General features: G+C 39.8%; 21 protein-coding genes. 14 read left to right on the plus strand and 7 right to left on the minus strand.

What is annotated here, in order from left to right:
* Positions 1–33 precede the first annotated feature (33 nt).
* From FERPE_RS00425 to FERPE_RS00455, 7 genes are all read right to left on the minus strand, one after another.
* Positions 34–516, minus strand: a complete 483-nt coding sequence (locus FERPE_RS00425; protein ID WP_014450715.1) for an RNase H family protein — start codon at positions 514–516, stop codon at positions 34–36.
* Positions 517–527: 11 nt separating this feature from the next.
* The gene (locus FERPE_RS00430; protein ID WP_014450716.1) at positions 528–1,556 is read right to left on the minus strand and encodes an AI-2E family transporter; all 1,029 of its coding nucleotides are present in this window, start codon (positions 1,554–1,556) and stop codon (positions 528–530) included.
* The gene (locus tag FERPE_RS00435; RefSeq protein WP_014450717.1) at positions 1,543–1,953 is read right to left on the minus strand and encodes a methylglyoxal synthase; all 411 of its coding nucleotides are present in this window, start codon (positions 1,951–1,953) and stop codon (positions 1,543–1,545) included. The genes FERPE_RS00430 and FERPE_RS00435 overlap by 14 nt, the downstream gene beginning before the upstream one ends.
* Before the next feature lie 20 nt (positions 1,954–1,973).
* On the minus strand, positions 1,974–2,948 hold the full coding sequence (locus tag FERPE_RS00440; RefSeq protein ID WP_014450718.1) for a radical SAM protein: 975 nt from the start codon (positions 2,946–2,948) through the stop codon (positions 1,974–1,976).
* A gap of 28 nt (positions 2,949–2,976) precedes the next feature.
* Positions 2,977–3,780: an NAD(P)/FAD-dependent oxidoreductase gene (locus FERPE_RS00445; protein ID WP_014450719.1), complete on the minus strand. Its 804-nt coding sequence runs from the start codon at positions 3,778–3,780 to the stop codon at positions 2,977–2,979.
* An 88-nt stretch (positions 3,781–3,868) separates the two neighbouring features.
* Complete coding sequence (locus FERPE_RS00450) at positions 3,869–6,070, minus strand: fibronectin type III domain-containing protein (protein WP_014450720.1); 2,202 nt, start codon at positions 6,068–6,070, stop codon at positions 3,869–3,871.
* Between the two features lie 127 nt (positions 6,071–6,197).
* Positions 6,198–7,496 (minus strand): nucleotide sugar dehydrogenase, encoded by a 1,299-nt coding sequence (locus tag FERPE_RS00455; RefSeq protein ID WP_014450721.1) that lies wholly within the window; start codon positions 7,494–7,496, stop codon positions 6,198–6,200.
* 329 nt (positions 7,497–7,825) lie between these two features.
* Between FERPE_RS00455 and rplU the strand changes: the two genes are divergently transcribed.
* From rplU to FERPE_RS00525, 14 genes are all read left to right on the plus strand, one after another.
* Positions 7,826–8,143: a 50S ribosomal protein L21 gene (gene rplU / locus FERPE_RS00460; protein ID WP_014450722.1), complete on the plus strand. Its 318-nt coding sequence runs from the start codon at positions 7,826–7,828 to the stop codon at positions 8,141–8,143.
* A gap of 9 nt (positions 8,144–8,152) precedes the next feature.
* A complete protein-coding gene (locus tag FERPE_RS00465) occupies positions 8,153–8,464 on the plus strand; it encodes a ribosomal-processing cysteine protease Prp (RefSeq protein WP_014450723.1) in 312 nt (103 codons plus the stop codon).
* A complete protein-coding gene (gene rpmA, locus FERPE_RS00470; protein ID WP_041262745.1) occupies positions 8,454–8,723 on the plus strand; it encodes a 50S ribosomal protein L27 in 270 nt (89 codons plus the stop codon). The genes FERPE_RS00465 and rpmA overlap by 11 nt, the downstream gene beginning before the upstream one ends.
* 37 nt (positions 8,724–8,760) lie before the next feature.
* Complete coding sequence (locus FERPE_RS00475) at positions 8,761–9,285, plus strand: ECF transporter S component (RefSeq protein ID WP_014450725.1); 525 nt, start codon at positions 8,761–8,763, stop codon at positions 9,283–9,285.
* Between the two features lie 46 nt (positions 9,286–9,331).
* Positions 9,332–9,778 carry a 50S ribosomal protein L13 gene (rplM, locus tag FERPE_RS00480; RefSeq protein ID WP_014450726.1) on the plus strand — a complete coding sequence of 149 codons (447 nt, stop codon included), beginning with the start codon at positions 9,332–9,334 and terminating at the stop codon, positions 9,776–9,778.
* Between the two features lie 15 nt (positions 9,779–9,793).
* Positions 9,794–10,192, plus strand: coding sequence for a 30S ribosomal protein S9 (gene rpsI / locus FERPE_RS00485; protein ID WP_014450727.1), 399 nt, complete (start codon positions 9,794–9,796; stop codon positions 10,190–10,192).
* Between the two features lie 157 nt (positions 10,193–10,349).
* A complete protein-coding gene (gene dnaG, locus FERPE_RS00490) occupies positions 10,350–12,068 on the plus strand; it encodes a DNA primase (protein WP_014450728.1) in 1,719 nt (572 codons plus the stop codon).
* A gap of 38 nt (positions 12,069–12,106) precedes the next feature.
* Complete coding sequence (rpoD, locus tag FERPE_RS00495; protein WP_014450729.1) at positions 12,107–13,222, plus strand: RNA polymerase sigma factor RpoD; 1,116 nt, start codon at positions 12,107–12,109, stop codon at positions 13,220–13,222.
* Between the two features lie 20 nt (positions 13,223–13,242).
* Positions 13,243–15,888, plus strand: a complete 2,646-nt coding sequence (locus FERPE_RS00500; protein ID WP_014450730.1) for an ABC transporter permease — start codon at positions 13,243–13,245, stop codon at positions 15,886–15,888.
* An 87-nt stretch (positions 15,889–15,975) separates the two neighbouring features.
* A complete protein-coding gene (locus tag FERPE_RS10165) occupies positions 15,976–19,422 on the plus strand; it encodes a polysaccharide biosynthesis/export family protein (RefSeq protein WP_014450731.1) in 3,447 nt (1,148 codons plus the stop codon).
* 45 nt (positions 19,423–19,467) lie between these two features.
* The gene (locus tag FERPE_RS00510) at positions 19,468–21,489 is read left to right on the plus strand and encodes a GumC family protein (RefSeq protein WP_014450732.1); all 2,022 of its coding nucleotides are present in this window, start codon (positions 19,468–19,470) and stop codon (positions 21,487–21,489) included.
* 132 nt (positions 21,490–21,621) lie between these two features.
* Positions 21,622–22,857, plus strand: coding sequence for a sugar transferase (locus FERPE_RS00515; protein WP_014450733.1), 1,236 nt, complete (start codon positions 21,622–21,624; stop codon positions 22,855–22,857).
* Between the two features lie 49 nt (positions 22,858–22,906).
* Entirely contained in the window at positions 22,907–24,136 is a 1,230-nt protein-coding gene (locus tag FERPE_RS00520; RefSeq protein WP_014450734.1) for a glycosyltransferase family 4 protein, read from the plus strand.
* A complete protein-coding gene (locus FERPE_RS00525; RefSeq protein WP_014450735.1) occupies positions 24,133–25,194 on the plus strand; it encodes a polysaccharide biosynthesis protein in 1,062 nt (353 codons plus the stop codon). Before FERPE_RS00520 ends, FERPE_RS00525 begins: the two co-directional genes overlap by 4 nt.
* Positions 25,195–25,202 lie beyond the last annotated feature (8 nt).

The following is a 25,202-nucleotide window of genomic DNA, read 5'->3' on the forward strand; positions in this document are numbered from 1 at the left end:
AATCAAAACTGCCCCGATGTGACGGGGCAGTTTTCATTTAAATATCTCAAGCTGAGCTAAAAAGTCCTCAAAGTAAGGTGCGTGGAACTTACCTTCAAGAGATTGCTTAGCCAATTTATCTGCCAAATTGTTCAATTGGTTACCTCTATGCGCTTGCACCTTTACAAATTCGATATCAACGTAACTCATGTAGTATTTCACAAACGCCTTATACAACTTTGTCAGCTCAGTTTTTGTTTTCCATTCACCATTAACCCAGTGCGCAAGCCCTGAGTAATCATGGAAAATGCGTAGTTTACTGATTCCTTTCTTTGAAGCGTAAAAAACAGCGTACATCACCGCGTAAATCTCTCCTGAAACATTTCTATGAGCAGAAAGTGTTTCAGATTGCATACTAAACGCGATTTCTTCTATCGTTTCATCACACTTAATTACAACACCACTTCCCACGATACCATCTCTGAAACTACCATCTGTGTAAACATCGCATATTTTATAGTTTGAAGTATCTTTCATCTGCATATCACCTATTTTTCACTTCTTAGTCTAAGCACATAGAAATTCCAATAATCACGTACGAATATCAAAATTGGTAAAGCGAGTAGCACGCCAGCTAGTCCAAGGACGCTACCTAAAATGAATATCGAAAGCAATATCACGAACCAGTGAATTTTTAAATTATTACCCTGAATTCTTGGGCCATAGAACCAAGATTCTGTTTGATTAACAGCAACAAGCACGACGGTCAGCCAAACCATGCCCTTTACCCCTTGAGAAGTAAACGCCAGAAGGTACATAGGAACAGCGGTGAACAGCAGTCCTACGAACGGGAAGAATCCGCCGATGAAAGACAAAATACCCAATGTTAGCGCCGAAGGTACACCGATGATGTAAAGTCCAATCGTTGTAAGTGCTGCACTGATAAACGAAACCAAAACCTGCCCTCTTATGTATCGCTTTACATTACTAAAAAAGTGAGCAATAAACTGTTCACCGTATTTTGGATCATCAATAAACAATAAATGGACTTTTTCTTTGAAATAAAACCTGATACTCTCTATACCAGCCATCGTAACTATAAGTAAAACAACCATTGTGAAAAGCGATGGCAATATGTTGGCAACGTATTTTATCAACTGCGCAAGGAAAGAAGAGATATTACTTTTGAATTCGTCAAGATATTTCAAAGCCCAAGACGGTAAATCCAGATTGAGCTGTGCCGACTGTGCACTTTGTATAACCGAGTTTATTTGATTGATAACTATTGGGAAAAAAGAGGCGATTGCATAGACAAATATTGCGATTACAAAGACGTAAGATGCGATAGCAAGAAACTGCTTTCCAGTTTTCTTCAAAACATAATCGTAAGGGACGCTCAGAATAACGGAAAAATAATAACCCAATATGAGCGCACCGATAACAAAAGGCACTTTCCATGCAAAGAATATGAAAAGTAGAAAATAAACCAAAACTAACCACATATCTCTGTATGGTATTCTTTCAGCCTTGATATTCTTACTATCATTGTTGACAACAGTTTTTTTACTCTCCTTCATTTTCTTTTGTCTCCTTAATGATTTTCTTTTCAATCTCAAGCACAAGGGCTTCTGCAGTTGCAAGATTCGTTGCTAATGGTACGTTATGCACATCGCACACTCTCAAAAGTGCACTCACATCAGGTTCATGAGGCTGAGCGGTGAGTGGGTCTCGTAAAAATATCACGAAATCGATTTCTTTATTGACTATCAGTGCACCGATTTGCAAATCTCCTCCGTACGGTCCAGATTGGAACTTATTCACCTTCAGCCCTATCTTTTCCTCTATCACCTTCCCTGTAGTGCTTGTTGCATACAACTCGCATTTGGAAAATACATGCATCCACTCCTTGACGAACATTGCTAAGTCCAATTTTTTCTTATCATGTGCGATAAGTGCAACTCGGATTCTCTCCATACACATCGCTCCCGTATATTCTACTCTTTCCTAACAAAGACATACGAATTTTCCAATTTTCGTTGTGCTGCCAGATGCCTTTGGACGTACTGACCACAGTTACTTCCGATTTTATTTTCTTCCAGCTCTCCAACACTGATTATAACCTCATACCCACTTTTCTCAAGTTCTTCGACGAACTTTCTGTGTTTAAGCACAAGTCCACGCTCGTCAACATCCGAATTCAACCTATTCTCAACCGCCCTGTACGTAGGATTAACTGGCGTAATTTTGATTAAGAATTTCTCAGGGTCAAAGTACTCCATGATTACCGATGCATCTACTTCATTTTCCTGCGCGAGTGCGAAATTCAGTGTCACTTTTCTATCACCTTTTTGAACAAACCGTTCTCCGTACTTTGTAATTTCTTCAAAACCCCATTTCTTTACAGGAATAATCCTATCTCTTTGCTCTTTCGACGTACTGTGAATTGAAAATTGCATTTGGAACCTACCTATATAGTATTTGTTCTTTATCTCAAGCAATCTTTCGAACCATCCTTCTCTCCCAACTGGTGCAACGGTACTTATTGAAGGCATCAATCCTGGTGCATCGAGCATGTGTGGGAGTTTTTCAAGCACGCCAAGCACATTATCATTCAAAGCCGGTTCCCCAACACGTGCAAATTGGATTTTAAACTTCTCTACAGGGATACTCCTACCATATCTTTTATTGGTTAAAAACAAAATTTGAGCCAATATCTCTTCTTCCGTCAGTTTTCTTTTGTAATACCCTCCTGCATCGCACATCATACAGCCAACAGGACAACCGTCCATAGTCGACACAATCAAAACCCATTTCTTCTCTCTCGGAATCGGGGGTTGGATTGATTCAACGAATTCTATCAACGCACCGTTTTTAATCTCGGCAAGATAAACCATGGCGATATCTTCCTTGCCATAGCTCGCAATGATTTTCAAATCGTTAAGCAAACTCTTAACTTCGGAAAATTCCATAAGTTTACCACACCTCCACAAATACTTTCTATCTATTCAATTGCTCAGCAATTTTCACAATCTCCATCGCACACTTAATTCCATCACCTATTGCTATGGAAGATTGCCGAAAATCGGGATGAGCAACATCTCCAATTTTAAATACTTTCATGAAGCTCGCGTTTATTTGAGGTTCATTCGGTGCTCTACCAATTGCGATTAGAAGAGCATCGAAGATATACGACCCGTTGTTTGTATAAACGTAGACTCTCTCACCATTTTGTTCAACATAAGCGATAGCTTCTCCAAATCTGATGGGAACTCCTCTTTCTTTTGCGTACTCAACCAATCTGCTAACAGCCTTAAGCTTGTTGTTTCTTACAAAGACGGTAGGTTCTCTCCCATCTTCCTTTGCATGGATAGCGTAATCTAAAGCTACATCACCCCCACCGTAGATGCCAACTGTTTGAACATTTTGAGGTAGATGGAGATATTCATAGAACGTTCTTGGACCTTCTAATTCTACCAGCCGTTTTGGAACAGTGCCGGTGGCAACAACTGCAACATCGCATTGATATCTTCCAGTTCTACCTGTAAGTTCAAAGTCGCCTATAGTTAAAATCTCTTCCTGCACAACCTCTATATTATACTCTTTAATATACCACCTTAACTTATCTGCAAATTCCTTTCCAGAGATAAACCCAACTGGTGGGAAATTTTCAACGCGCCAAGCATTCCTTATCAACCCACCAACTTCATCTTTCTCATAAATTGTAACATTCATACCGTATCTCTTCAACAACACCGCGCACGATATCCCGGCAGGTCCACCACCTGCAATCGCTACCTTCAAACCATTCCTCCCCTTATTTCAAAAAACTTCAAAAAATTTCAAAAAGCCGTGGCATTTGCCACGGCATGGTAATTCGGTTTTAAAATATTTATTGAGCTTTCAATTCAAATTTCCAAACCTTTCCTTCTGCCACTCCACCATGCGAGTCTTTTGCAACAACCCGCCAGTAATATACACCTGGTTCGTTTAATGTAACCTGGGCCGATTTCTGAGAAGTTCTTATTGGGTCCACGCCGTTAAAATCATTCGTTTTTGCGATGTAAATTTCGTAAGTCAGACTATCTCCATCTGGGTCAGAACATCCCCAACTAAGAGTTATGGTTGTTGGCGTGCTTGGCGAAGAAATTACACTTTCATCTGCTGGATTTGGATTTGATGGGAAGTCGGGAGCTTCGTTTGGTTTCGTCGTAAAGTTCCAAGTGGTACTGTAAGCGTAGTTTCCAAATGTATCCTTGATCTCGACTCTCCAGTAGTATGTCTTAATTGGTGAAAGCCCGGTTACAACCTGAGAGATTTCAGGACCAGTTTGACCGGTTATCGTTGCGTACAGCGTCATCTGGTCAGGTTGACCTATGTAAAGATAATATACCAGAAGTGCTGGGTCTGTAGTTTCTCTATCCGTACTTGCTCTCCATCGTAACGTAACGTTGTTAAAATTCGTATTCTTTGAGTTGTTTGGGGGTGACAAGAGCTCAGGTGCTGTAGGTGGATAGTCCTGGTCAGTTATTTTGAAACTCCATATTGGTCCTTCTACTGGTGGATTGTATCCGTCTGAAACTACAACCTTCCAGTAGTATGTCTTTCCAAACTCAAAAAGCCTTCGAGTTTCAAAGACATTGGTTGTTAGTCCACTTGCCAGAAGTTGCAGATTATCACGATTTTCACCCAAATAGATATCATATGTCAACGGATCCCCGTCAGGGTCTTCTGAAACCCATGAGAACTTTGGAATCCTGTTTGGAAGGTTTTCAGCCTTATCCGACGGATATGGTGATTTAGGAACCGTTGGTGGATTGTTCCTGTAAGTGGTAAACGTGAACTCATCGCTCTTTGTGCTTCCACCATGTGGGTCTTTTGCTAAGACATACCAAGTGTAACTCTTTCCAACTTCAAGCACACCAGAGATATTTAAATTTATGTTATTGCCAAGCACAGGACTTTTTCTCAGCACAACCTTGTTTTCGGAAAGCAGCACAAACTCGTAGCTAACTGTATCTTCATCAGGATCACTCACTGAGCTCCATTGGAAATTAACACTAGAAGTCTTCGCGAAATTCAACTTTACTTTGTTTTCTGGAGCAAATAGCGTAGGTTTATCAGGCGATGTATTTGCTCTTGTTGTAAAGTAGAAACTTTGCGTTTTTGTTTCACCATACTTATCTATCGCCGTTATAGTTAATTTATATGTAACACTTGGCTTTAGTCCAGTGACCGTAAATTCCGTGTAGGTAGAATTACTGAGCAGATTTTGACTATCGTTGAGCGAGATACTATATTTCAAATCTTCATAGTCTCTATCGTATCCTTGCCATTTGAGTGTTAAATTATTGAACTTCACATCTCTTTCCCCATCGCGCGGATTAAGTAGTTCTACTCTGTCCGGCGCCTCGTTTTGCTTTGTTGTGAACGTTGCGCTTAACAGAGAACTCTTCCCACCCCATGGGTCAACCGCTTGGACGGTCCACTTATAGCTTGTGAGTTGTTTCAGGTCCTTCACAACTGCAGAATTTGTGGCTACCGTTGTTTCAAAAACAGGTGTCGTTTCTTTGCCTAACTCGTAGACTTTCACATAGAAGGTCAAATCGTCATTATCGGAATCGCTGGCATCCCATGTTAGTGCAAGTGCTCCGAACGGATGACCAGATGTATTATCTGGTTTCAGATTGCCTATCGTTGGCAACGAATTTTCTTTAGTTGTAAAGTTCCAGTACTCACTTGCAATCGAATCATTTTCCTTGAGCCTAACATACCAACGGTAGGTAGTATTTGGTTTTAATCTACCTTTAGGAACATCTACCTGGATACCTTGACCACCACTAACAACTTGGGTAAAGACTGTGACTCCCGTGCCATTTTCTCTGACTATTACTTCATATTCACCACTTGTTGGGGTATTAAAGATTAGCTTCACACTGTTGAAGTTTAAATTATTCTCATTGTTTCTGGGCGATAAAAGTTCTGGTTTCTTGGAAGTTGAAGGATTTACGCATGAACTGAGGATAACCCATAAAACGAAAGTAACGAAGAAAAATTTGGTTGCTTTCCAAGAAAAGATTTTCGTATATACCATTTGTATCCCCCTTCCATAAAACTGCTTGCGATACTTTTCATCTACTAAATTATACCACAAACCAAAAAAACAACACACCCTCAAAAGTGAGGGTGTGTTGCCTAAAATTGTATTCAAGTCAGTTATATCAAAGCAATATCACATTTTCATACTTTCCTTTGGTCACGTTCTTTGTGTCAAACAGAAACGGCACGTTCTTTGCAACAAACTCATAATCGATACCTATTGTATGTCCTGATGTCACAATAGCCCCATCCATCTTTCTTAGATTTTCTTCTGTCAGCTCAATGCGTTTGTAATGTTTTCCATTGTGCGTAAATTCAGGAACGAATGGGTCATAGTAGAATACGTTTGCCTTTTTCTTTTCGAGTATTTCAATTACCTTCAACGCGGGACTTTCTCTCAAATCATCTATATTCCCCTTGTAGGCAACTCCAAGAAGCAAGATATTCCTTCCGTTCAAACACTGTTTCCTTTCGTTTAGTATGTCGGTAAGCCTTTCAACAACGTAATACGGCATACTATTGGAAATTTCTCCGGCCACTTCCACAAGCATCATGTGAAGGTCGTATTCCTTCGCCTTGTAGACAAGATAGAACGGGTCAATCGGGATACAATGCCCTCCGATGCCAGGTCCAGGATAGAACGGCATGTAACCAAAGGGTTTTGTTGCCGCTGCGTCGATAACCTCCCAAATGTTTATCTTCATCTTCTCCGCAACTTTTGTCATTTCTTGAACAAGCGCGATATTCACAAGCCTGAATGTGTTTTCCAATATCTTTGTCATCTCTGCCGCCCTTGGTGAAGAAACGGGGAAAACACCTGCTTCAAGCACGTTTTCATACAATGCAACGGCATGCTTTGTGCATTCTGGGGTAACTCCACCGACAACTTTCGGTGTATTCCTCGTCTTGTACCTTGGGTTACCTGGGTCAACACGTTCTGGACTGAACGCAAGATAAAAATCCTTTCCAACCTTTAGTCCTGTCTCTTGCAAAATTGGTAGGACAACCTCTTCCGTTGTGCCTGGATACGTCGTGCTTTCAAGGACAACGAGCTGATCTTTTCTCAGTCTTTTCTTTATTTCATTCGCACTGTTGATTATGTAACTCAAATCCGGTTGCTTGAACTTATCAAGTGGTGTAGGCACGCATATACTTATCACATCGCAGTTCTTCAATTCATCAAAATCCGTGGTTGCTCTGAGTCTTTTTGCTTGGACCAGTTCTCTTAATTCATTATCATCAACATCGCCAATGTAGTTTTCCCCTCTGTTAATCATATCAACGCGTTTTTCTTGTATATCAAACCCAACGACCTTGTAGCCAGCTCTTGCTTTCTCAACTGCCAGAGGTAGTCCTACATAGCCCATCCCAATTACACCAACAACCGCTTCTTTGTTTAGAATCTTTTCGTACAAACTCATCTTCATCCCTCCAGCCAGCTTTATTATCCCACACTCGCTCAAGAATTTTAAAATATTCATTCACTGAATGAATTTTACCATACAAATTATCGTCCGTCAATTAAGAAACTTTAATTATCCCGCCTGATTGGTTAGCAACATCTCTGTAAGCATATATTAACGAAAATTTTTCTTGAAAAACTTTCCTCAATGGTAAAATAATACACGTATGCAAGTTTCATATGCAAAAAACGGGTACTTAAAACGCGTCTTAAACGGTTGGGGATTCCCCGCACGTCTCCAACCTACGTTGTTTTAGTACCTGTAAAACACTCAGGGAGGTGAACTTTGTGTACGCGATAGTGGAAAGTGGTGGAAAACAGTACAAAGTCGAGGCTGGACAACTACTACACACAGAAAAGCTCAACGTGGCTCCAGGTGAAACCATCGAGCTTGACAAAGTTGTCATGGTCAAAACAGACGATGGTAAAGTCCTTGTTGGACAACCATACCTCACAAACGTAAAGGTTACAGGAACTGTTGTCGAACACGCAAGGGCAAGAAAAGTGCTCGTTGGGCAGTTCATTCCAAGAAAAGGCCACAAGACAATCAAAGGGCACAGACAGTGGTACACCACTATCAAGATTGAAAAGATAGAAGTGAAATAATCACATAAGATGATTGTGTGCAAGTTTAAGGTATTAAAAGGCTTCTATGAAGCATTTGAAATCTCAGGACATGCGTTGTATGCAAAGAAGGGAAAAGACATAGTCTGCGCGGCGGTAAGTACGGTTTCTCAGCATACGGCGAGGGCGTTGAGTGAAGACGGAGCGCAGTTAGAAATTGAAGAAGGATACCTGAAAGTTGAAAAGATTCCGAAAGACAATATCTCGCAAAGATTCGTAGAAGAACTTAGAAAAACACTGGAAGATATCGCAAGTCAGTATCCAAGATACGTCAGAGTGGAGGTGAACGATGATGCGCATTAATATACAACTCTTTGCAAAAGCCAGTGGCGCAGGCAGAAACGGAAGAGACAGCAATCCAAAATACTTGGGTTTCAAGAAATACGATGGTGAAAGAGTCATCGCAGGGAACATCATACTCAGACAGAGAGGCACAAAATTCTGGCCCGGTCAGAACGTTGGAATGGGTAGAGACTTCACACTCTTCGCACTCAAAGACGGTATTGTGAAGATTGTCGAAAAGAACAACAGAAGATACGTAACGGTTGTCGAAGAACAATAAGAACCCCAACTTCTTCCCATCGAAGGGGGAACACAGTATGAAGAACAGTTCTGCGGTAAGAATTGCAACAATTGGAATAATGTCTGCACTAGCAACCGGACTCATGTTCTTAGAACTTCCCATATTTCCATCGGTGAATTTCTTAAAATTCGACCCAAGCGATATACTTCCATTGCTTGCAGGATTTATTTTTGGACCCATCGACGGAATTTTGGTGTTATTAATCAAAGATATACTCTTTTATTTACTGAAATCCGGAGATATTGTAGGCATCATGATGAACTTTGCAGCAGGTGTTTCGTTCCTGTTACCGGTTATCTACATCTACCGAATTAGGGAAAATAGGGTATTCGAGATAATTGGTTACGTAGTTGGTGTGCTCGTAGTTTCAGGTGTAATGACCGTTCTCAATATGGTAGTTGTTCCGTTCTACTGGAAAATCCCACTCAAAGAGACACTGAAATATTTACCGTACATAGCAGGTTTTAACGCGATAAAATTCTCAATAGATGCGGTTGTAACTGCCTTAATTAGAGAGCGAATTGAGAAAATATTTGAATAATGACAGTCGAAACGAAGAAAGTGAAAAGTGAAGGGAGGAAAACAAAATGGCAAGGCCATTACCAATACAGAAAACCACATTCCCGAAAAAAGTAGAAAGAAAATGGTATCTTGTCGATGCAGCAGGCAAGCCACTTGGAAGGCTTGCGACAAGAATAGCGCTCTTGCTCCAAGGCAAGAACGAACCGACATGGTCTCCACACTATGACAACGGCAATTTTGTTGTTGTAATAAACGCAGAAAAAGTAAAACTCACAGGTAAGAAAATCAAGCAGAAAGTCTATTACCACCACTCAGGATACCCTGGTGGACTTAAATCACAAACCGCAGAACAAATTCTCCAAAAACACCCTGAAAGACTCATCGAACTTGCGGTCAAAAGAATGCTTCCAAAGACAACACTCGGCAGACACCAATTCAAGAGATTGAAGGTCTACGCTGGTGAAACACACCCACATGAAGCGCAAAAACCTGAGAAGGTAGAACTTCTCTGATAGGGAGGGAAATAAATGGCTGAAATCTACATGGGCACAGGTAGGAGGAAAACTTCAACTGCCAGAGTTTACCTCAGACCAGGGACAGGGAAGATAGAGATAAACGACAAAGTCTACAACGATTTCAATGAATACTTTGAAAATAAAGTCTGGACAATGCACGCGATTGAACCACTCAAGGTAACAGGTCTTGAGGGTACATTCGACATCCAAATCAGGGTCGAAGGTGGCGGTAAGAACGGACAAGCCGGAGCTGTCAGACTCGGTTTGGCAAGGGCACTTGTTGCATTCAACCCAGACCTTAGAAAGACACTCAGAGACAAAGGATTCCTCACAAGAGACCCAAGAATGGTCGAAAGAAAGAAATACGGTCTCAAAAAAGCAAGAAGAGCTCCACAGTTCTCCAAGCGTTAATTTGGAAATCTCAAATCTTACTTACATTTCGCAATTAACGACCTACAAGATTACAAATCAGGTGGCGGATGGTACGTTCCATCTGCTACCTTTATTTTCATGATTTTTGTATTTCCACTTTTTCTTTCCCCGCTTCAAGAAAGGGGCGGTGAGTGGTATGATACCAAGAGACATAATTGAAAGAATTAGGGAGAAGAACGACATTGTTGAAGTTATTTCGGAATATGTAAACCTTCAAAAAGTGGGTTCAAATTACCGAGGGCTTTGTCCATTTCATCTTGAGACCACCCCTTCGTTTTACGTAAGCCCACAAAAAAAGATATTCCACTGTTTCGGTTGCGGTGCCTCAGGTGATGTTATCAAGTTCGTCCAAGAGATTGAAAACATTTCGTATGTTGAAGCGGTTCGAAAGCTTGGTGAACGTGTAGGTATAACTGTTTCGTATACGGAAGAAGACGAGGTCAGAACCAAATACTACACATTCTACAAAGAACTCCACCAGCTTTACAAATCCAAATTGAATCAGAATCAAATTGCAATTGAATATCTAAAAAAACGTGGTTACGATGCACGGGAGATTTCCTTGTATGAATTCGGCTTTTCTCCTGTCGATTCAAAATTTCCACAGCAGGTTGCACAAAGATTAGGACTGAGCAAAGATGAGCTTGAAAAATTCGGTTTTTCAAACTCAGACCCATTTGCCGGCAGACTCATCATACCTATCGCCGATGATTTTGGTCGGGTCATCGCATTCGGTGGTAGACTCATAGGGGAAGGCGTTCCAAAATACCTAAATTCACAAGACACGTTAGTTTTCAAAAAATCTTCCACACTCTTTTTGTTCAGCTTTGCGAAAGAATACATAAAGCAAGTAGATTACGTGATTATCTGTGAAGGATACTTTGATGCTTTGGCATTTCACAGAGCCGGTATAAAGAACGCGGTTGCAACACTCGGAACAGCGCTGACAAAATCGCATATTTATAAACTCAAAAAACTTACACCAAACATTGTTCTTGCTTTCGATTCAGATAGCGCTGGGATTAAAGCAGCGTTGAGAAGCTTAGAGATGCTCATACCTGAAGGATTCAACGTTGCCATTGCAAAATTTGAACAAGCAAAAGATGCCGATGAAACATACTCGAAACTTGGAGTGGAAGGTCTTGTCAAAGTCCTTGACAACAGCATCGGTGCCGAGCAATTCGTTGTTGAAAGCTTGGCAAAACAATACGATTTATCCAACCCAAGTGGGTTCAATACTTTCATAAAAATTCTCAGAAACTGGGAACGTTTGTTTTCTTCCAATCCCAAAAGCTTGGAAAAATTCTACGAGCATGCGAGTACAACGGCGGGTGTGATGAAGGAAGAATTGAAAAACTTACTCGCATCTCAACAATTGCAAAATCAAGGTGATAAGTACAGTCAGTACAATCAACCATCTAGAAGCTATCAGCACCAAAACATCCAACTTCCCAAAACACCTGTCAAAAAAGTCCCAACAACGGAAGATTACCTTGTTTACATGTATTTCAACTACCCAGAATTATTCAAACAAATTGAATTCACCCCAGATTTGCTCGAGGGAAAGGCAAGAGAATTCTTTTTAATCGCAAAAGATTTGAACGTTTCGTTAGATTCGTTGTCTAAACATATGGGCGAGTATGTTAAAGAGGTGTTTGACAAAATTGATTTCGAAGTCGATGATAAAATAGTGGAATACATTAAGAAAGACCTCGAGCTAAGGCGTATTGACAAACGCATTGCGGAAATCGACTCCCTCGTTTTAAAAGTTACATCCGATGAAGAAAAGCGCATACTTTTGAAAGCTAGGACAGAACTGGTCCGGCAGAAGATGAAAATAAAAAATCAAAAATGAAAATAAAGTTCCTCAAAATGGTGAGGAGGTGTTTTTGTATGTCAAAAACAGCGGTAAAAGAGAACACCGAACTACAGAAAAAGCTCGAGAAGCTCATCGAACTCGGTAAAAGGAAAGGATACATCACATACGACGACATTGACCGCACATTCCCACCAGGGGAAAGTGAGGAAGTCGATGGTAATTTGGATCTTGTTTACGAAACACTTGAAAAGAACAAAATAGAAATTAGAGATACAACTGATTTTGCCAACATGGAAGAAGAATTGAAAAGTTACCTAAGCGAAGGTCCTGAGGTATTCGACAGCACAGAACCCAAGGATTTAATAAAAATGTACCTACGTGATATTGGAAAAATCAGATTGCTTACACCATCTGAAGAACGCAGGCTTGCTCAGAGAGCCCAGATGGGCGACAAAAAAGCAAAAGAAGAACTCATCATCTCAAACCTTAGACTTGTTGTCAGTATGGCAAAAAGATACCTCGGTAAGGGACTTTCTTTCCTCGACCTTATCCAAGAAGGTAGCTTGGGATTGATAAAAGCAGTTGAAAAATTCGACTGGTCAAAAGGTTACAAATTTTCCACATACGCAACCTGGTGGATTAGACAGGCGATAACAAGGGCTATAGCTGACCAAGCAAGAACAATCAGGGTACCCGTCCACATGGTTGAAACAATAAACAAAATACAAAAAATAAAAAGAGAATACATGCAAGAGCATGGAGAAGAACCACCTCTAGAATACATCGCCGAACAGGTTGGAAAACCGGTTGAAAAAATAGAGGAAATCTTGCAATCAACTCCTGAAACACTCTCTTTGGAAACACCTGTAGGCGAAGAAGAAGACTCTTCTATGGCTGATTTTGTTGCCGACGAATCCGTTGGTTCACCTAAGAAAGAAGCAATAAGAACGCTCATGAAAGAAGAAATCGATAAATTATTGGAAACACTCAACGACAGAGAAAAGATGGTTTTAAAGATGAGGTACGGTATACTCGATGGGAAGCCCAAAACACTTGAAGAAGTCGGTCAGTACTTCGGTGTCACTCGTGAAAGGATAAGGCAGATAGAAGTCAAAGCGCTAAGAAAACTCAGACATCCTTCACGTAGCAGATACTTAAGGTTACTCCAGAAACTCGCCGAAGAAGACTAAAAATATTAAGGAATGAGACCATGATAAGACAAATTTACGACACGATATTAAAAATCTCCTTCAGAAACTTCATCAAACACTGGAAAGTAGGCTTACTTGCAATCCTTGGCACGATGGTGGCCACCATGCTCCTTGTTGGTGGCCTTTCTCTTAATGATTCTGTTTCTGCTTATCTGCATCAAAAGCTCACGAAAAACTTTGGAGATGTGGATTTAATAATCAAAGATAAAGCGGACACGATATTCCTTCCAAAAGCTGTTAACGCAGAATCTGTCGAGTTGTTGCTTAAGCAATACCCCCAAGTAACAAAATACGTTCCTGTCAAAATCGCCCAAGTAACTGCCAAAATAAAAGGAAAATACGTTGACCTATTTGCAATAGCGATTAACGAGAACTTCGAAAAATTTCTTGGGCAGAATGTTCAACCGTTCACCATCAGTGAAGATACAGCAAGAGCATTTGGAACTAACATCGGTGATGAGATAGAGATAATCACGGCGAAAACATCTTTCAACATCAAAATTGGAGCCTTTGGTAGAGGTACACTCAATTTCAGAGGAGAAACAGCATCAGCAAATGGGACAATCTTTTTACCCGAAAGTTATTTTGAAGAATACAGTGTTTACCCATTGAAAGACCCGAACGTCTATTTTGTCTCTACGAATTTGCCTGTCGAACAACACGAAACATTTGCTAAAGAATTGGAAGAAAAAGAAGGTTCAATCCGCGTCATCGCTGGCAAATACAGATTATCAACTTCCCCGTTGAATAAAATTATCGGCTATCTCTTCATTGGATTTTCCGGGTTCACAGTTATCTCAAGCTTTCTTTTCGTCTCCTCGTTTTTTGGCATCATTGTTGAAGAGCGCAAACGCTCACTCGGTGTGCTAAGGGCGTTAGGTTACACAAGCCTTCGAATGTTCTCGGTGCTTTTTGTTGAGGGATTGCTTTACCTGATATCTTCGGAAATCGTCGGTGCAGTCGCTGGAATATTCTTTGGTAGATACCTACTTGACAAAATCAACTCATTTGGAAGAGAAGACCAGCTCTTCGCATTTGTCCAGGATAGAATACCTTTCAACATATCATTCTCAACCATTGTCCTTGGTATTCTCATCGCTATGATTGTCCCGGTTATAATCCTCATCTACCGTAGCATGGAATTTTCCCAAATCACCCCATCCGAACTGTATGGTGATAGACCCATTGAAAAAAAGAAAAAGAAAGGGAAAGTAAAGAGAGTTTTCGTAGCAATTGTAGGAATTCTCCTTTTCCTCTTCCTTTTGCGCACATCGTATATCTATGCGCTTTTGGGATTACTTTCCATCGTTCCTCTTTTTTACCGCAATTCCTTAGTTACTTTCGTATACGGACTTTCCATCCTTGCTTCGGCCTACCCTCTTGTAGGCTCTGGTGGAGCGAAAGATTTACTTATCCGCTCAGGTTTTGCGCTTGTTGGAAGTATATACTCTATCTTTGCTTTCATCCCATATGCCAAAGCATTTTTCGAACGCTTCAAAAATGTGTCCGTTGTTTTGGCGTTATCTTACATCGACAAACACAAAATGCGCAACTTTGCGATGTTTGTAATATACGCCGTCACACTTATTTTAATTCTTGTGAGTGCAATAGTTCCAACGAGCATTTCTGAATACATAAAAGAAAAGAAGGAAGAAGGCGCGTTTGGTTACAACTTCATCATCGTTGAAAACCCCATTAAAACATTCTTCGGTTCCTACAAATACCTCAACGATGAACAATTCGTCTCAAAATTCCAAGCACTTGTTCCTATCCAACTTGTCCAAGCATCGTTCCCAAATGACAAAAAGAAGTACACAATAATCGTTTCAGACGAGAGAATATTCCAACACCTAAAGCTCCCGAGTGAAAAGTTAATGAACGATATCCGAAAAGAAAACTGGTCAAAAGTACCAGATAAAACATTGTACCTGTCAAACAAAATCCTAAAAACTCCTGGCGTAGAAGTCACAATGGTTTTAAAAGGTGTTTTGCCTGGCATCTCACCAAAAATTGTTGAAACGCTTTACATAAAAGGTGTCTACGACCCCCAGGAAACTTTGCTGCCCTTGGACGGTGTTCTCATTTGGAGAAACAAAAAATTCTTCGGTGCCATAAGTGGCTATGCAGGTGTTATTAAAGATCCACAAAAGGCACTTGAAGCCCAAGAATTTGTCGCAAGAAAACTCGATGGTGCATTTTATATAACCGGTGAAATCGAAAAACTGTACGCTTCAACAAACAACCTTGTTGACTTATCCTTGCAACTTTTCCAACTCGGGTTTATCGCCGGTTTTGCCGGTCTGGCGATAATTACCTTTAGAAACGTTTATGCGCGTAAAAAAGAGATCGGTATGCTCAGAGCCATAGGGGCAGACAGCAAAGTGGTTTATCGAATGTTCATCTACGAAGCACTGGCTATAGTACTCATTGCAACAATCGTTGCGATACTCGCAAGCATATTCGTTGTCAAAGACCTCGTTGCCTTTGTCCAACCTTTGCTCAGTTCATTCAAGGTAGTGATACCGTTTTGGAAAGTATTTGTAACCTTAGCTGGCGTTTTTGGAATTACAATAATATTTGTCTCACTTCCTGCGAGTATATCGCAGAAGATTCCACCTTCAGAGGCGTTAAGGGTGTTTGATTGAAAAATTCTTTGGAAGTTTGTTTGGACATGGTATAATCTAATGGTATAGTAGTTTAAAATTAAACATAAAAAGGGGTGTACACAAGGCATGAAAAAAGTCTTCATTGGTACAATCTTACTGCTCACACTAACTACTATTTTTGCCTACGCCGTTCGGGTAGGAGATACTATTGCCATCGAAGTTTTTGGTCAGCCTCAGTTCAGTAGGACGGTTAAGGTAGCTTTTGATGGAACGATCCCTTATCCATACGCCGGGAATGTGAAAGTTGTGGGATTCACTACAGACCAAATCAAATCGATAATCGAACAGACAGTGCGCAGGTTTATAAAAGACCCCGTTGTTACCGTTTACGTTGTCGACTACGGACCTATGTACGTATACCTCCAAGGAGCTATCAACCGTATATTTGATATTTCGAACTACAAAGAAGTCACTCTAACCCAGCTGTTCGCACTCTTGGGGCTATCCCCGTCGTCTGAGATAGACTTTGAAACAATTCAACTGAGACGAGCAGGAAAAACGCAAACGCTGAATATGCTTTCGTATTTTTACGATGGGACCATCACAGACGACCCGAAGCTCCAAGAAGGTGACGTAATTTACTTCCCGCCTTTGAAATATAGCCAAACAATCCAAGTCAGCGGTGCTTACACTTACATTGGCAGATACGAGCCTGGCATGACTTTAAAAACATTAATTTTACGCCTCGGAACACTTGATAAAGAAAAAGCGGTCCTCGAAAGTTCATACCTTACGGTTTCAGGAAAGACAATAGTTGTAAACCTCGAGGATGTTATTAGTGGAAAAATCGATTACCCAATTTTGTCTGGTTCATCACTATACATCCCAAAGCGTGAAGAACGATTCATTTACGTTGTTGGCTTTGTGCCTTCTCCTGGTCCAAAAACTTTCCTTTCAACAGAACCTCTAACTCTTGCATACGCACTTGCCAAATCTGGTGGCATCTCTCCAGATAACGAAAAATGGATAGAAAAAATCACAATAACAACCCCTGATGGGAAAACACGAGAATACAAACCAGATATCATTAAATCATCAGAAAATCTCCTGTTGCAAACGGGTTCTATCGTGAACGTTGTAAAGTACCCAGAATTTAAAGTATACCTAACAGGAGATTTCTCTACAGGTGTGATTGTCTTTGAACCAACTGAACCAAAGACACTTAAAACATTACTTACGAAAGTAGGTGGCTTAAAGACAGACCAGCTCAAATGGATAGAATGGATAAAGATAAATAACAAACTTGTGGACCTGGCAAAGCTCGATGATTACACACTTTCAAACAACGACAGTGTCGAAATCAAGAAATACCCAGAATTCAGAGTGTATGTCACAGGTGATTACAAACCGGGCATAGTATCATTCGAACCAGATGAACCAAAGACACTCGAAGGGCTGTTGACAAAACTTGGTGGAATACCAGTAAATGAACAAAAATGGATAGAGAGTGTAACGATAAATGGACAACCAGCTGACATATCGAAAGCTGCAAGCTATATGTTGAACAATGGTGATAAGGTAGAGATAAGAAGGTATGCGGAATTTAAAATCTACCTCAGTGGAGACTTTGAAACTGGAGTAATCAACTTCGAACCACAAGAGCCAAAGACATTGAAGACATTACTTACAAAGATAGGTGGCCTAAAAACAGACCAGCTCAAATGGATAGAGAGTATAAAGATAAACGATAAGGCGATAGAATTAAGCAAACTTGAAACCTACACGTTGAGAAATGGAGATAGTGTAGAGATAAAGAAATACCCGGAATTTTACGCTTACGTCCAAGGTTATGCAAATGCAAAAGGAAAAATTGTATTTGAACCACAGGAACCAAAGACACTAAAAACCCTTATTAACAAAATCGGACTCACATCGCCAGATGTAGAAAATGAAGGTCAAGCAATAATTAATAACGCCACGGCTGTTGCACTCAAAGATGTTGTTTACTCTAATAAAGATGTTCCGCTTTCACTCGGTGATACCGTTCTTATTTCATACGAGCCGTTCTTAGTTTACGTAACAGGTTCTGGCATGCCCGGTGTTGTTCAATTGTCTTACTATGAGCCAAAAACTCTTAGCTACATCTTCAAAAAGCTTGTTAACACGCCCGAAAACATCGAACAGGTTACACTTGTACGCAATGGAAAAGAAACCGTCTATTCACCAAACGACTTACTCTACGGACTCAAAGACTCAGTAATTGAAAGAAACGACACTGTTGTCTTCAAACAAGCACACGTCAACGCCGTCTACCTTATTGGCGATGTCTCTTCATATGTCTCGTTTGCACTCAACGAACCGATAACAATCCAAAGAATTCTTGCTAAGGTTGGCTTGAGTGATTTTAGAAGAATCGAAAGCATAACCCTTGATGGGACAAATGTGAACTTCACATCCGATATATCAATACCAAAAGGTGCAATTCTTAACGTCCAACTCAAGAAGCCAGTCTTTGTAACGGCAATGGGATATATCAGAAACACCGGCAGAGTGCAATTTGATTACTACGAAACACCTGATTTAAAAACACTCTTTGCCAAACTCGGTGGACTCATAGTTGGACCGGAAAATTACTACGCATCTGACAAAGTACTCGTAATACGTGAAGGAAAATTAATAGGACAGTTCGATGCGGAAAATATCTTCAAAGGCATAGAAAACGCGGAACTTAAAGATGGCGACTTCGTCTATGTAACCCAAAAAGACCCGAACCAAGTCTATGTCTTTGGTAAAGGCGTTCCAAACGGATTATTCAAATTCACACAAGGTGAAGAATTCGACCTTAGAACGCTTATCGGCAAGCTGGGCGGAATTAAAGAAGGCGTTAGCAGAAAACTGACAATCGTCACTGGTGATAAGGTCGAAAGCATCAAATGGGACGAATATACAAACTTCAAACTTACAAGCAATAGTATCATTCTCTTCGATGTAGACAAAGAAAACTATGTCTACATCATCCGTCAAGACGGAAGACCAGATATGATATACACAGACAAACCAACAACCCTTTACGAAATACTCACCAAAGTAGGAATCGACAAAAATTACAGAAAAATTGAACTCACACGCGGAACAGAGAAACAAACACTTGAACTCAAAGACCTTGCTCAAGCAAGAGGATATAATGTTTATCCAGGAGATATTGTCAGAGTGCTCGACGTTTTGCAGAACTACGCCTTCGTGTTTGGCGAAGTTAATCAGCCTGGTATAATTAAGCTGACTGAAGGAATGACCGTACTACAAGCAATACTCCTATCAGGTTCATTTACTCAAAAAGCGGCACCATCGAGCGTGTGGCTTTACAAAGGTGGAGTTGAAGGTAAACCGATACAAGTAGACCTCTCCGCCACAGTTTCTGGAGGAGTAATCAAGTTTAACCCTGTTGTTGAGAATGGGGATATCATATTTGTACCGTCTGATCCTTGGAGAAGTGCTCTCGATTGGTTGCCTGTTATTACGAGCTTATTGGGATTTTACACGTACACAACTAATTTGTTCGGCGGCAGCAAGTGATGAAAAACCAAATGATTTATAAATGGACAAAGGAGGAAACCTAATATGGAAGCAAGAGAGCTGCAACAAGATGTCGTTAACGATGAAATAACACTGAGCGATATAATCCAAATACTCAAAAGACGAAAATGGCTTTTAATTGCAACATTTGTTATCACGGTTGCACTAACTCTTGTCTACTTATTTTTCATTGCAGCACCTACATACGAAATAACTGCAACGATAAAGCTTCCAAAATCTTCGGGAATGAGCCTTTCTGGTGCGGCAGCACTCGTGCTGGGAGGTTCAACAACCTCTCCAGCTGTTGATGAGCAGATAGAAATAATCAAGAGCAGAAAAGTTCTTGGGAATGTTGTAAAAGAGCTAAACTTACTGGATTACTTCAAAAACAAGGCAAAGAATCCTGAAAAAGTTGAATTAACAGAAAACCAGGTTATTAATATGCTCGCTAAAGACATAGTAACTGCAACATCTAAGAAGAATACATCACTTATCAGTCTTACAGTCGCCCTTGACGACAAAGAACTTGGTTACAAAATCGCACAATCGGTTATAAAGAACTACATCGAAGTTGCAAAAGAACTCAACAAGGATGAAAATTCGTACCTGTATGATTTTGTAAGGCAGCAACTACCTATAGTTGAAAAAGAACTTGCCGAAGTAGAAGCCAAGCTTCAGGAATTCCAAAAGACAAAATCGCTCATGCCAACGAAAGAAATAGAACAGTTGATCCAAAGCTATAGTGACATAACAAAACAAATTGTTGACACACAGCTTGCAATTCAATCGGCAGAGGCTCAAATAGCGGAGCTAAACAAAAGGATTTCGGAAGTAAAAGGACTGGCAAAAGCACAGTCATACACACCAACCAGTGACCAACTTGAAGAATTAAAAAAGGAACTATCTCAACTTGAAATTCAACGCAGTTCTTTACTTTTGAAATACACAGAAGAAGCAGAACCTGTGAAAGATGTTGAAAAACAAATAGAAGTTATTAAGAAGATGATAAATGACGAGCTAAACAGAATAACATCAGCAAAAGTTGAAGCTCAAGACCCTGTGCTCAGTGAACTTTACGCTTCGCTTTCAAAAGCAATCACAGAAAAAGAAAGCCTAAAAGCTGCGCTCCAAGGACTTCAAAAGACAAAAAATGACCTTGACAACCAACTTTCAAAGTACCCAGAAATCCAACGTGAATATGTTGCCTTGCAAAGAGATTTCACTGTCAAACAACAGACATATACAGCTCTTAAAGCCAAGGAGGAAGAACTCCGCCTTTCAACTGCTGGAATGAACTTCAACGTACCTGTTGTTATCGATGAACCATACATTCCAGAAAAACCCGCCAAGCCAAATAAAAAACTAATGCTTGCTGTTAGCGGGGTTCTTGGTATTTTTCTTGGTATTCTTGTTGCCTTTTTACGAGAAGCAACAGACCAAAGAATTCTCGATAAATACCAACTTACCGCCATCACTGGAGTTATACCAACCGAATTCAAACTACCATTTGATAGTGCAAAGAACACTGAAGCAATGAAAGAGTTGTACGTAAAACTCTTTGGCAATAACTTTTCACATGAAGAATCAAATAAAACTGCCAAAATGATCCATATCACATCGGTAGGAAGAATAACTGAGAAAAACAGCATCAGCTACGAGCTTTCAAAATTTTTCTCCGCACTCGGTAAGAGAACCTTAATTATAGATACCACCGGTGATTTTAGTGATCTCATCGATAAATCAAAAGCACTATCTTTTGCTCAATTCATTTCACAAAGCGACTTAGCTCAGTACAAGGACACGCTGTCTTTTGTTATCAAGAGCAAAGATGACGAACCTTATGCATTTTTCAATGAAACCTTCTTAGAGAAGGTCAATTTACTTAAGGATACAATGGATGCAATAATGATAATTACACCAGACTCTGATTCTGCTGAAGCAAAGTATTTCGAAGATATCGCAAACAGTTCTGTTGTTGTTATAAAACCAAGCATTTCAGAAAAACCAAAGTTGCTCTTTGGTAGTTTATTCAAAAACGTCCACTTCGTTTGGATTGACAAGAAATAGAAAAATTTTTGAAATTCGGGAGAAAAATTAATGATTAAAAATGGTAGTAAAATATAACTGATGAACGGAATATCATCAAAGAAAGTCTAAATTAATGAAAAGAGTTAAATCATTGGAATTGGGGGGGCTTTCTTGAGCCTGCAGTTTATAGCAAATTACGTCATTTTAGCAACATCTGGGTTACTTGTGACCAAAAACTACTATATGTCCCTTTTATACCCATTTTTAATTATCACAACTTTGTATGCTTTTAAATTCTATGAATACTCAGACGACTTAAACGAGGCGCTCTCAAGAAGTATTTTTGGAATTACTATTGGTTCGCTCTTTCTTTTCGCATTCTGTAAGCTCTTTGATATACAATTTTTCACAAAAAAACTTATGCTTATATTACTTATCTTCATTTTCATCCTCCCATTTCTCAATTACATATTATCAAAAATATCATCGAAGACAATTAAGCCAATTCGCTATCTTGTGGTTGGAAGAAAATCAGAAATTTATAGCATTCTTAAGGAAATCGAAGAAAAATCAAAGGGAAAGTATCAATTTGTAGAATACATTAACCCATCACCGGTGACATTCAAAGAGAAAATAGCACAATACGATAATGTTCTCATAACAGACCCGCAACTTGAAAAAGAAATCGGAAACGAACTGGAGCAAATTAGGCAAACTCACAAAATCGAATATCTTCCAAACTTAGCAGAAATGGTTTTAAAACGCATCCCTCTTGAAGTTATGCAAAAATTCGAAGAATACTACAAAGTTTACTTTGACAACATCAAAGAATCTCCGGCAAAAAGAGTAATGGACATATTCTTTTCACTCATCGGGCTGGTTGTGTATTCGCCAGTGATATTGATATCGGCGATATGGATATTCCTCGAAGATGGAAAACCAATTTTATTCAAGCAACAAAGGGTTGGCAAGAACGAGAAAATATTCGAAATAGTCAAACTTCGTTCATTAAGAAATACTAAGATAGATGTAAGCAATCCAAATAAGGATATTGAACAGAGAGCTCTAAAAATAGGTAAGTTCATAAGAAAAACAAGAATAGACGAATCAATACAGTTCTGGCTTATTCTAAAAGGTGACATGAGTCTTGTGGGGCCAAGACCAGAAATGGTTGAATATCACGAAATGATGAAACCACACATACCGTATTATACATATCGTCTCTTGGTAAAGCCGGGTCTAACTGGCTGGGCACAGATTAATTACAAGCATTCGTCGACATTGGAAGAATACAAAATAAAGACGGAGTATGATTTGTACTACGTCAAGAATCGAAGTATCTTTCTGGATTTGAGAATAATTCTGCAAACTTTGGAAAGATTGGTGTTCAAAGATGGAGCTAGATAACAGACTAAGGTTTATTTTACCCTACATAGCTTGGTGAGGTGGCTTTGTTTTGGCAAAGCACATACTTATAATTGCTCAAGTTTTCTACCCAGAGCAGTACAGAGTTAATGACTTAGTGGCTGAGTGGACAAAAAGGGGTTACAAAGTTTCAGTTCTTACCGGCATCCCAAATTATCCAGAAGGCAAGTTCTATAAAGGATACGGTTTTTTTAAAAGGCGTCATGAATATTACAAAGGAGCAGAGATTTACAGAATTCCAATAATCCCCAGGGGAAGAAATTTTTTTACATTATCGCTTAATTACCTTTCTTTTGCATTATCTGGAATTATTTGGTCTCTGTTTGCAAGATTAAGAGCAGATATAGTTTTCGTGTATGCTGGTTCACCGATAACTCAAGCCTTGCCAGGAATAGTATATGCCAAAAGGCGGAAGATTCCGTGTTTTTTATATGTTTTGGATCTATGGCCCGAAAACGTAGTCGCTGTCACAGGTGTCAAAAATCGGGTTTTTGTGGGAGTGATTAAGAAGCTGGTGAGTTATATATACAAAAACTGCACAAAAATCTTTGTCCCATCAAAGGCTTTTATTGAAAGCATATTAGAAAACGGTGGAACAAAGGAAAAATTAGTTTATTGGCCACAATATGCAGAGGATTTCTATAGACCGCTAAGTGAATGTAGTTACGGCTCTTACATACCTCAAGACCGTTTCAATATTGTATACGCTGGCAACATTGGATACGCCCAAGGATTGGATATTTTAGTAGAAGCCGCAAAAAATCTGAAAAGAATAGGTGCACCGGTTAGATTTAACATGGTTGGAGATGGAAGTTATAAGGAAGAGCTCATAAGGAAAATTCAGGAAGAACAAGTCGAGGATTTTTTCAACTTTCTTGGAAAGCAACCAGCCGAAAAAGTCCCGGAAATGATAGCATGTTGTGATGCGACATTGTTAGTTTTACGTGACAACCCAGTTTATGAAAAATACATTCCGGCTAAACTCCAAACATATTTGGCATGTGGAAAGCCAGTAATCGTATCAGCAAATGGTGAAGCGATGAACATAGTGCGAGACGCACAGGCTGGAGTTGTCTGTCCCGCCGGAGATGTGGAATGCTTGACGCAGGCAATACTATACTTGGCAAGTACTCAAAAAGGGACTTTGGAAAAAATGGGGGAAAACGCCCTTAGATATTCCAAAAAACATTTTGACAAAAATAAGTTGCTGTATTTAATGGATGAATATATCAAGGATGCGATTGCGGAGGTGAGGAAATGAGTATCTTTACTGGGAAGACCCTTCTCATCACAGGGGGAACTGGAACTTTTGGAAATGCTGTACTTAGAAGATTTCTCAATACTGATATAGGAGAGATAAGAATATTCTCACGCGATGAAAAGAAACAGGATGATATGCGAAAGCTTTACAAAAATGACAAGATCAAGTTTTACATAGGGGACGTTCGAGATTTACAGAGTGTTCGTAATGTAATGCCTGGGGTAGATTTTGTGTTCCATGCAGCAGCTTTAAAACAGGTACCCAGCTGTGAGTTTTTTCCACTTGAAGCAGTAAAAACAAATGTAATTGGCACGGATAACGTTCTCACCGCTGCAATAGAATTTGGTGTAAAGAAAGTTGTATGTCTTTCGACTGATAAAGCACCTTATCCTGTCAATGCGATGGGCATGACAAAGGCTCTTATGGAAAAAGTGGTACAAGCAAAATCGAGAACGGTGCCCCCCGATAAAACCACGATGTGTATTACACGTTATGGAAACGTTATGGCCTCAAGAGGGTCTGTTATTCCTTTGTTTGTTCACCAAATTAAAACAGGTCAACCCTTAACAGTAACACACCCTGAGATGACAAGATTTCTCATGAGCATAGACGAAGCGGTAGACCTTGTTTTGTACGCAATGGAGAATGGAAAAAGTGGAGACATCTTAGTCCAAAAGGCTCCAGCTGCACGCGTAGGAGATTTAGCTCAGGCTATAAAAGAATTGTTTGAAGCAGACAACGAAATCAAAATAATTGGCATTCGGCATGGGGAAAGAATGCATGAAATTCTTCTCACCAAGGAAGAACGCACAATTGCAGAGGACCTTGGCAATTTCTTCAGAGTACCAACTGATACAAGAGACCTAAACTATGACAAATACTTCGTTGAAGGCGATCTTAGGGTAGAAAATGTTCAACCTTATGCTTCAAACAATACAACAATCTTAAACATAGACCAAATCAAAGAAAAGCTCTTGTCTCTTGAATACATACAAGAAGAACTGGCTGAGTACAAGAAAGAAAAAACAAGAATTTTTCAAATAGAAAAATTCGTATAGTGAGGGTT

Origin of the sequence: Fervidobacterium pennivorans DSM 9078, from assembly GCF_000235405.2 — a bacterium.
GTDB lineage: Bacteria > Thermotogota > Thermotogae > Thermotogales > Fervidobacteriaceae > Fervidobacterium > Fervidobacterium pennivorans.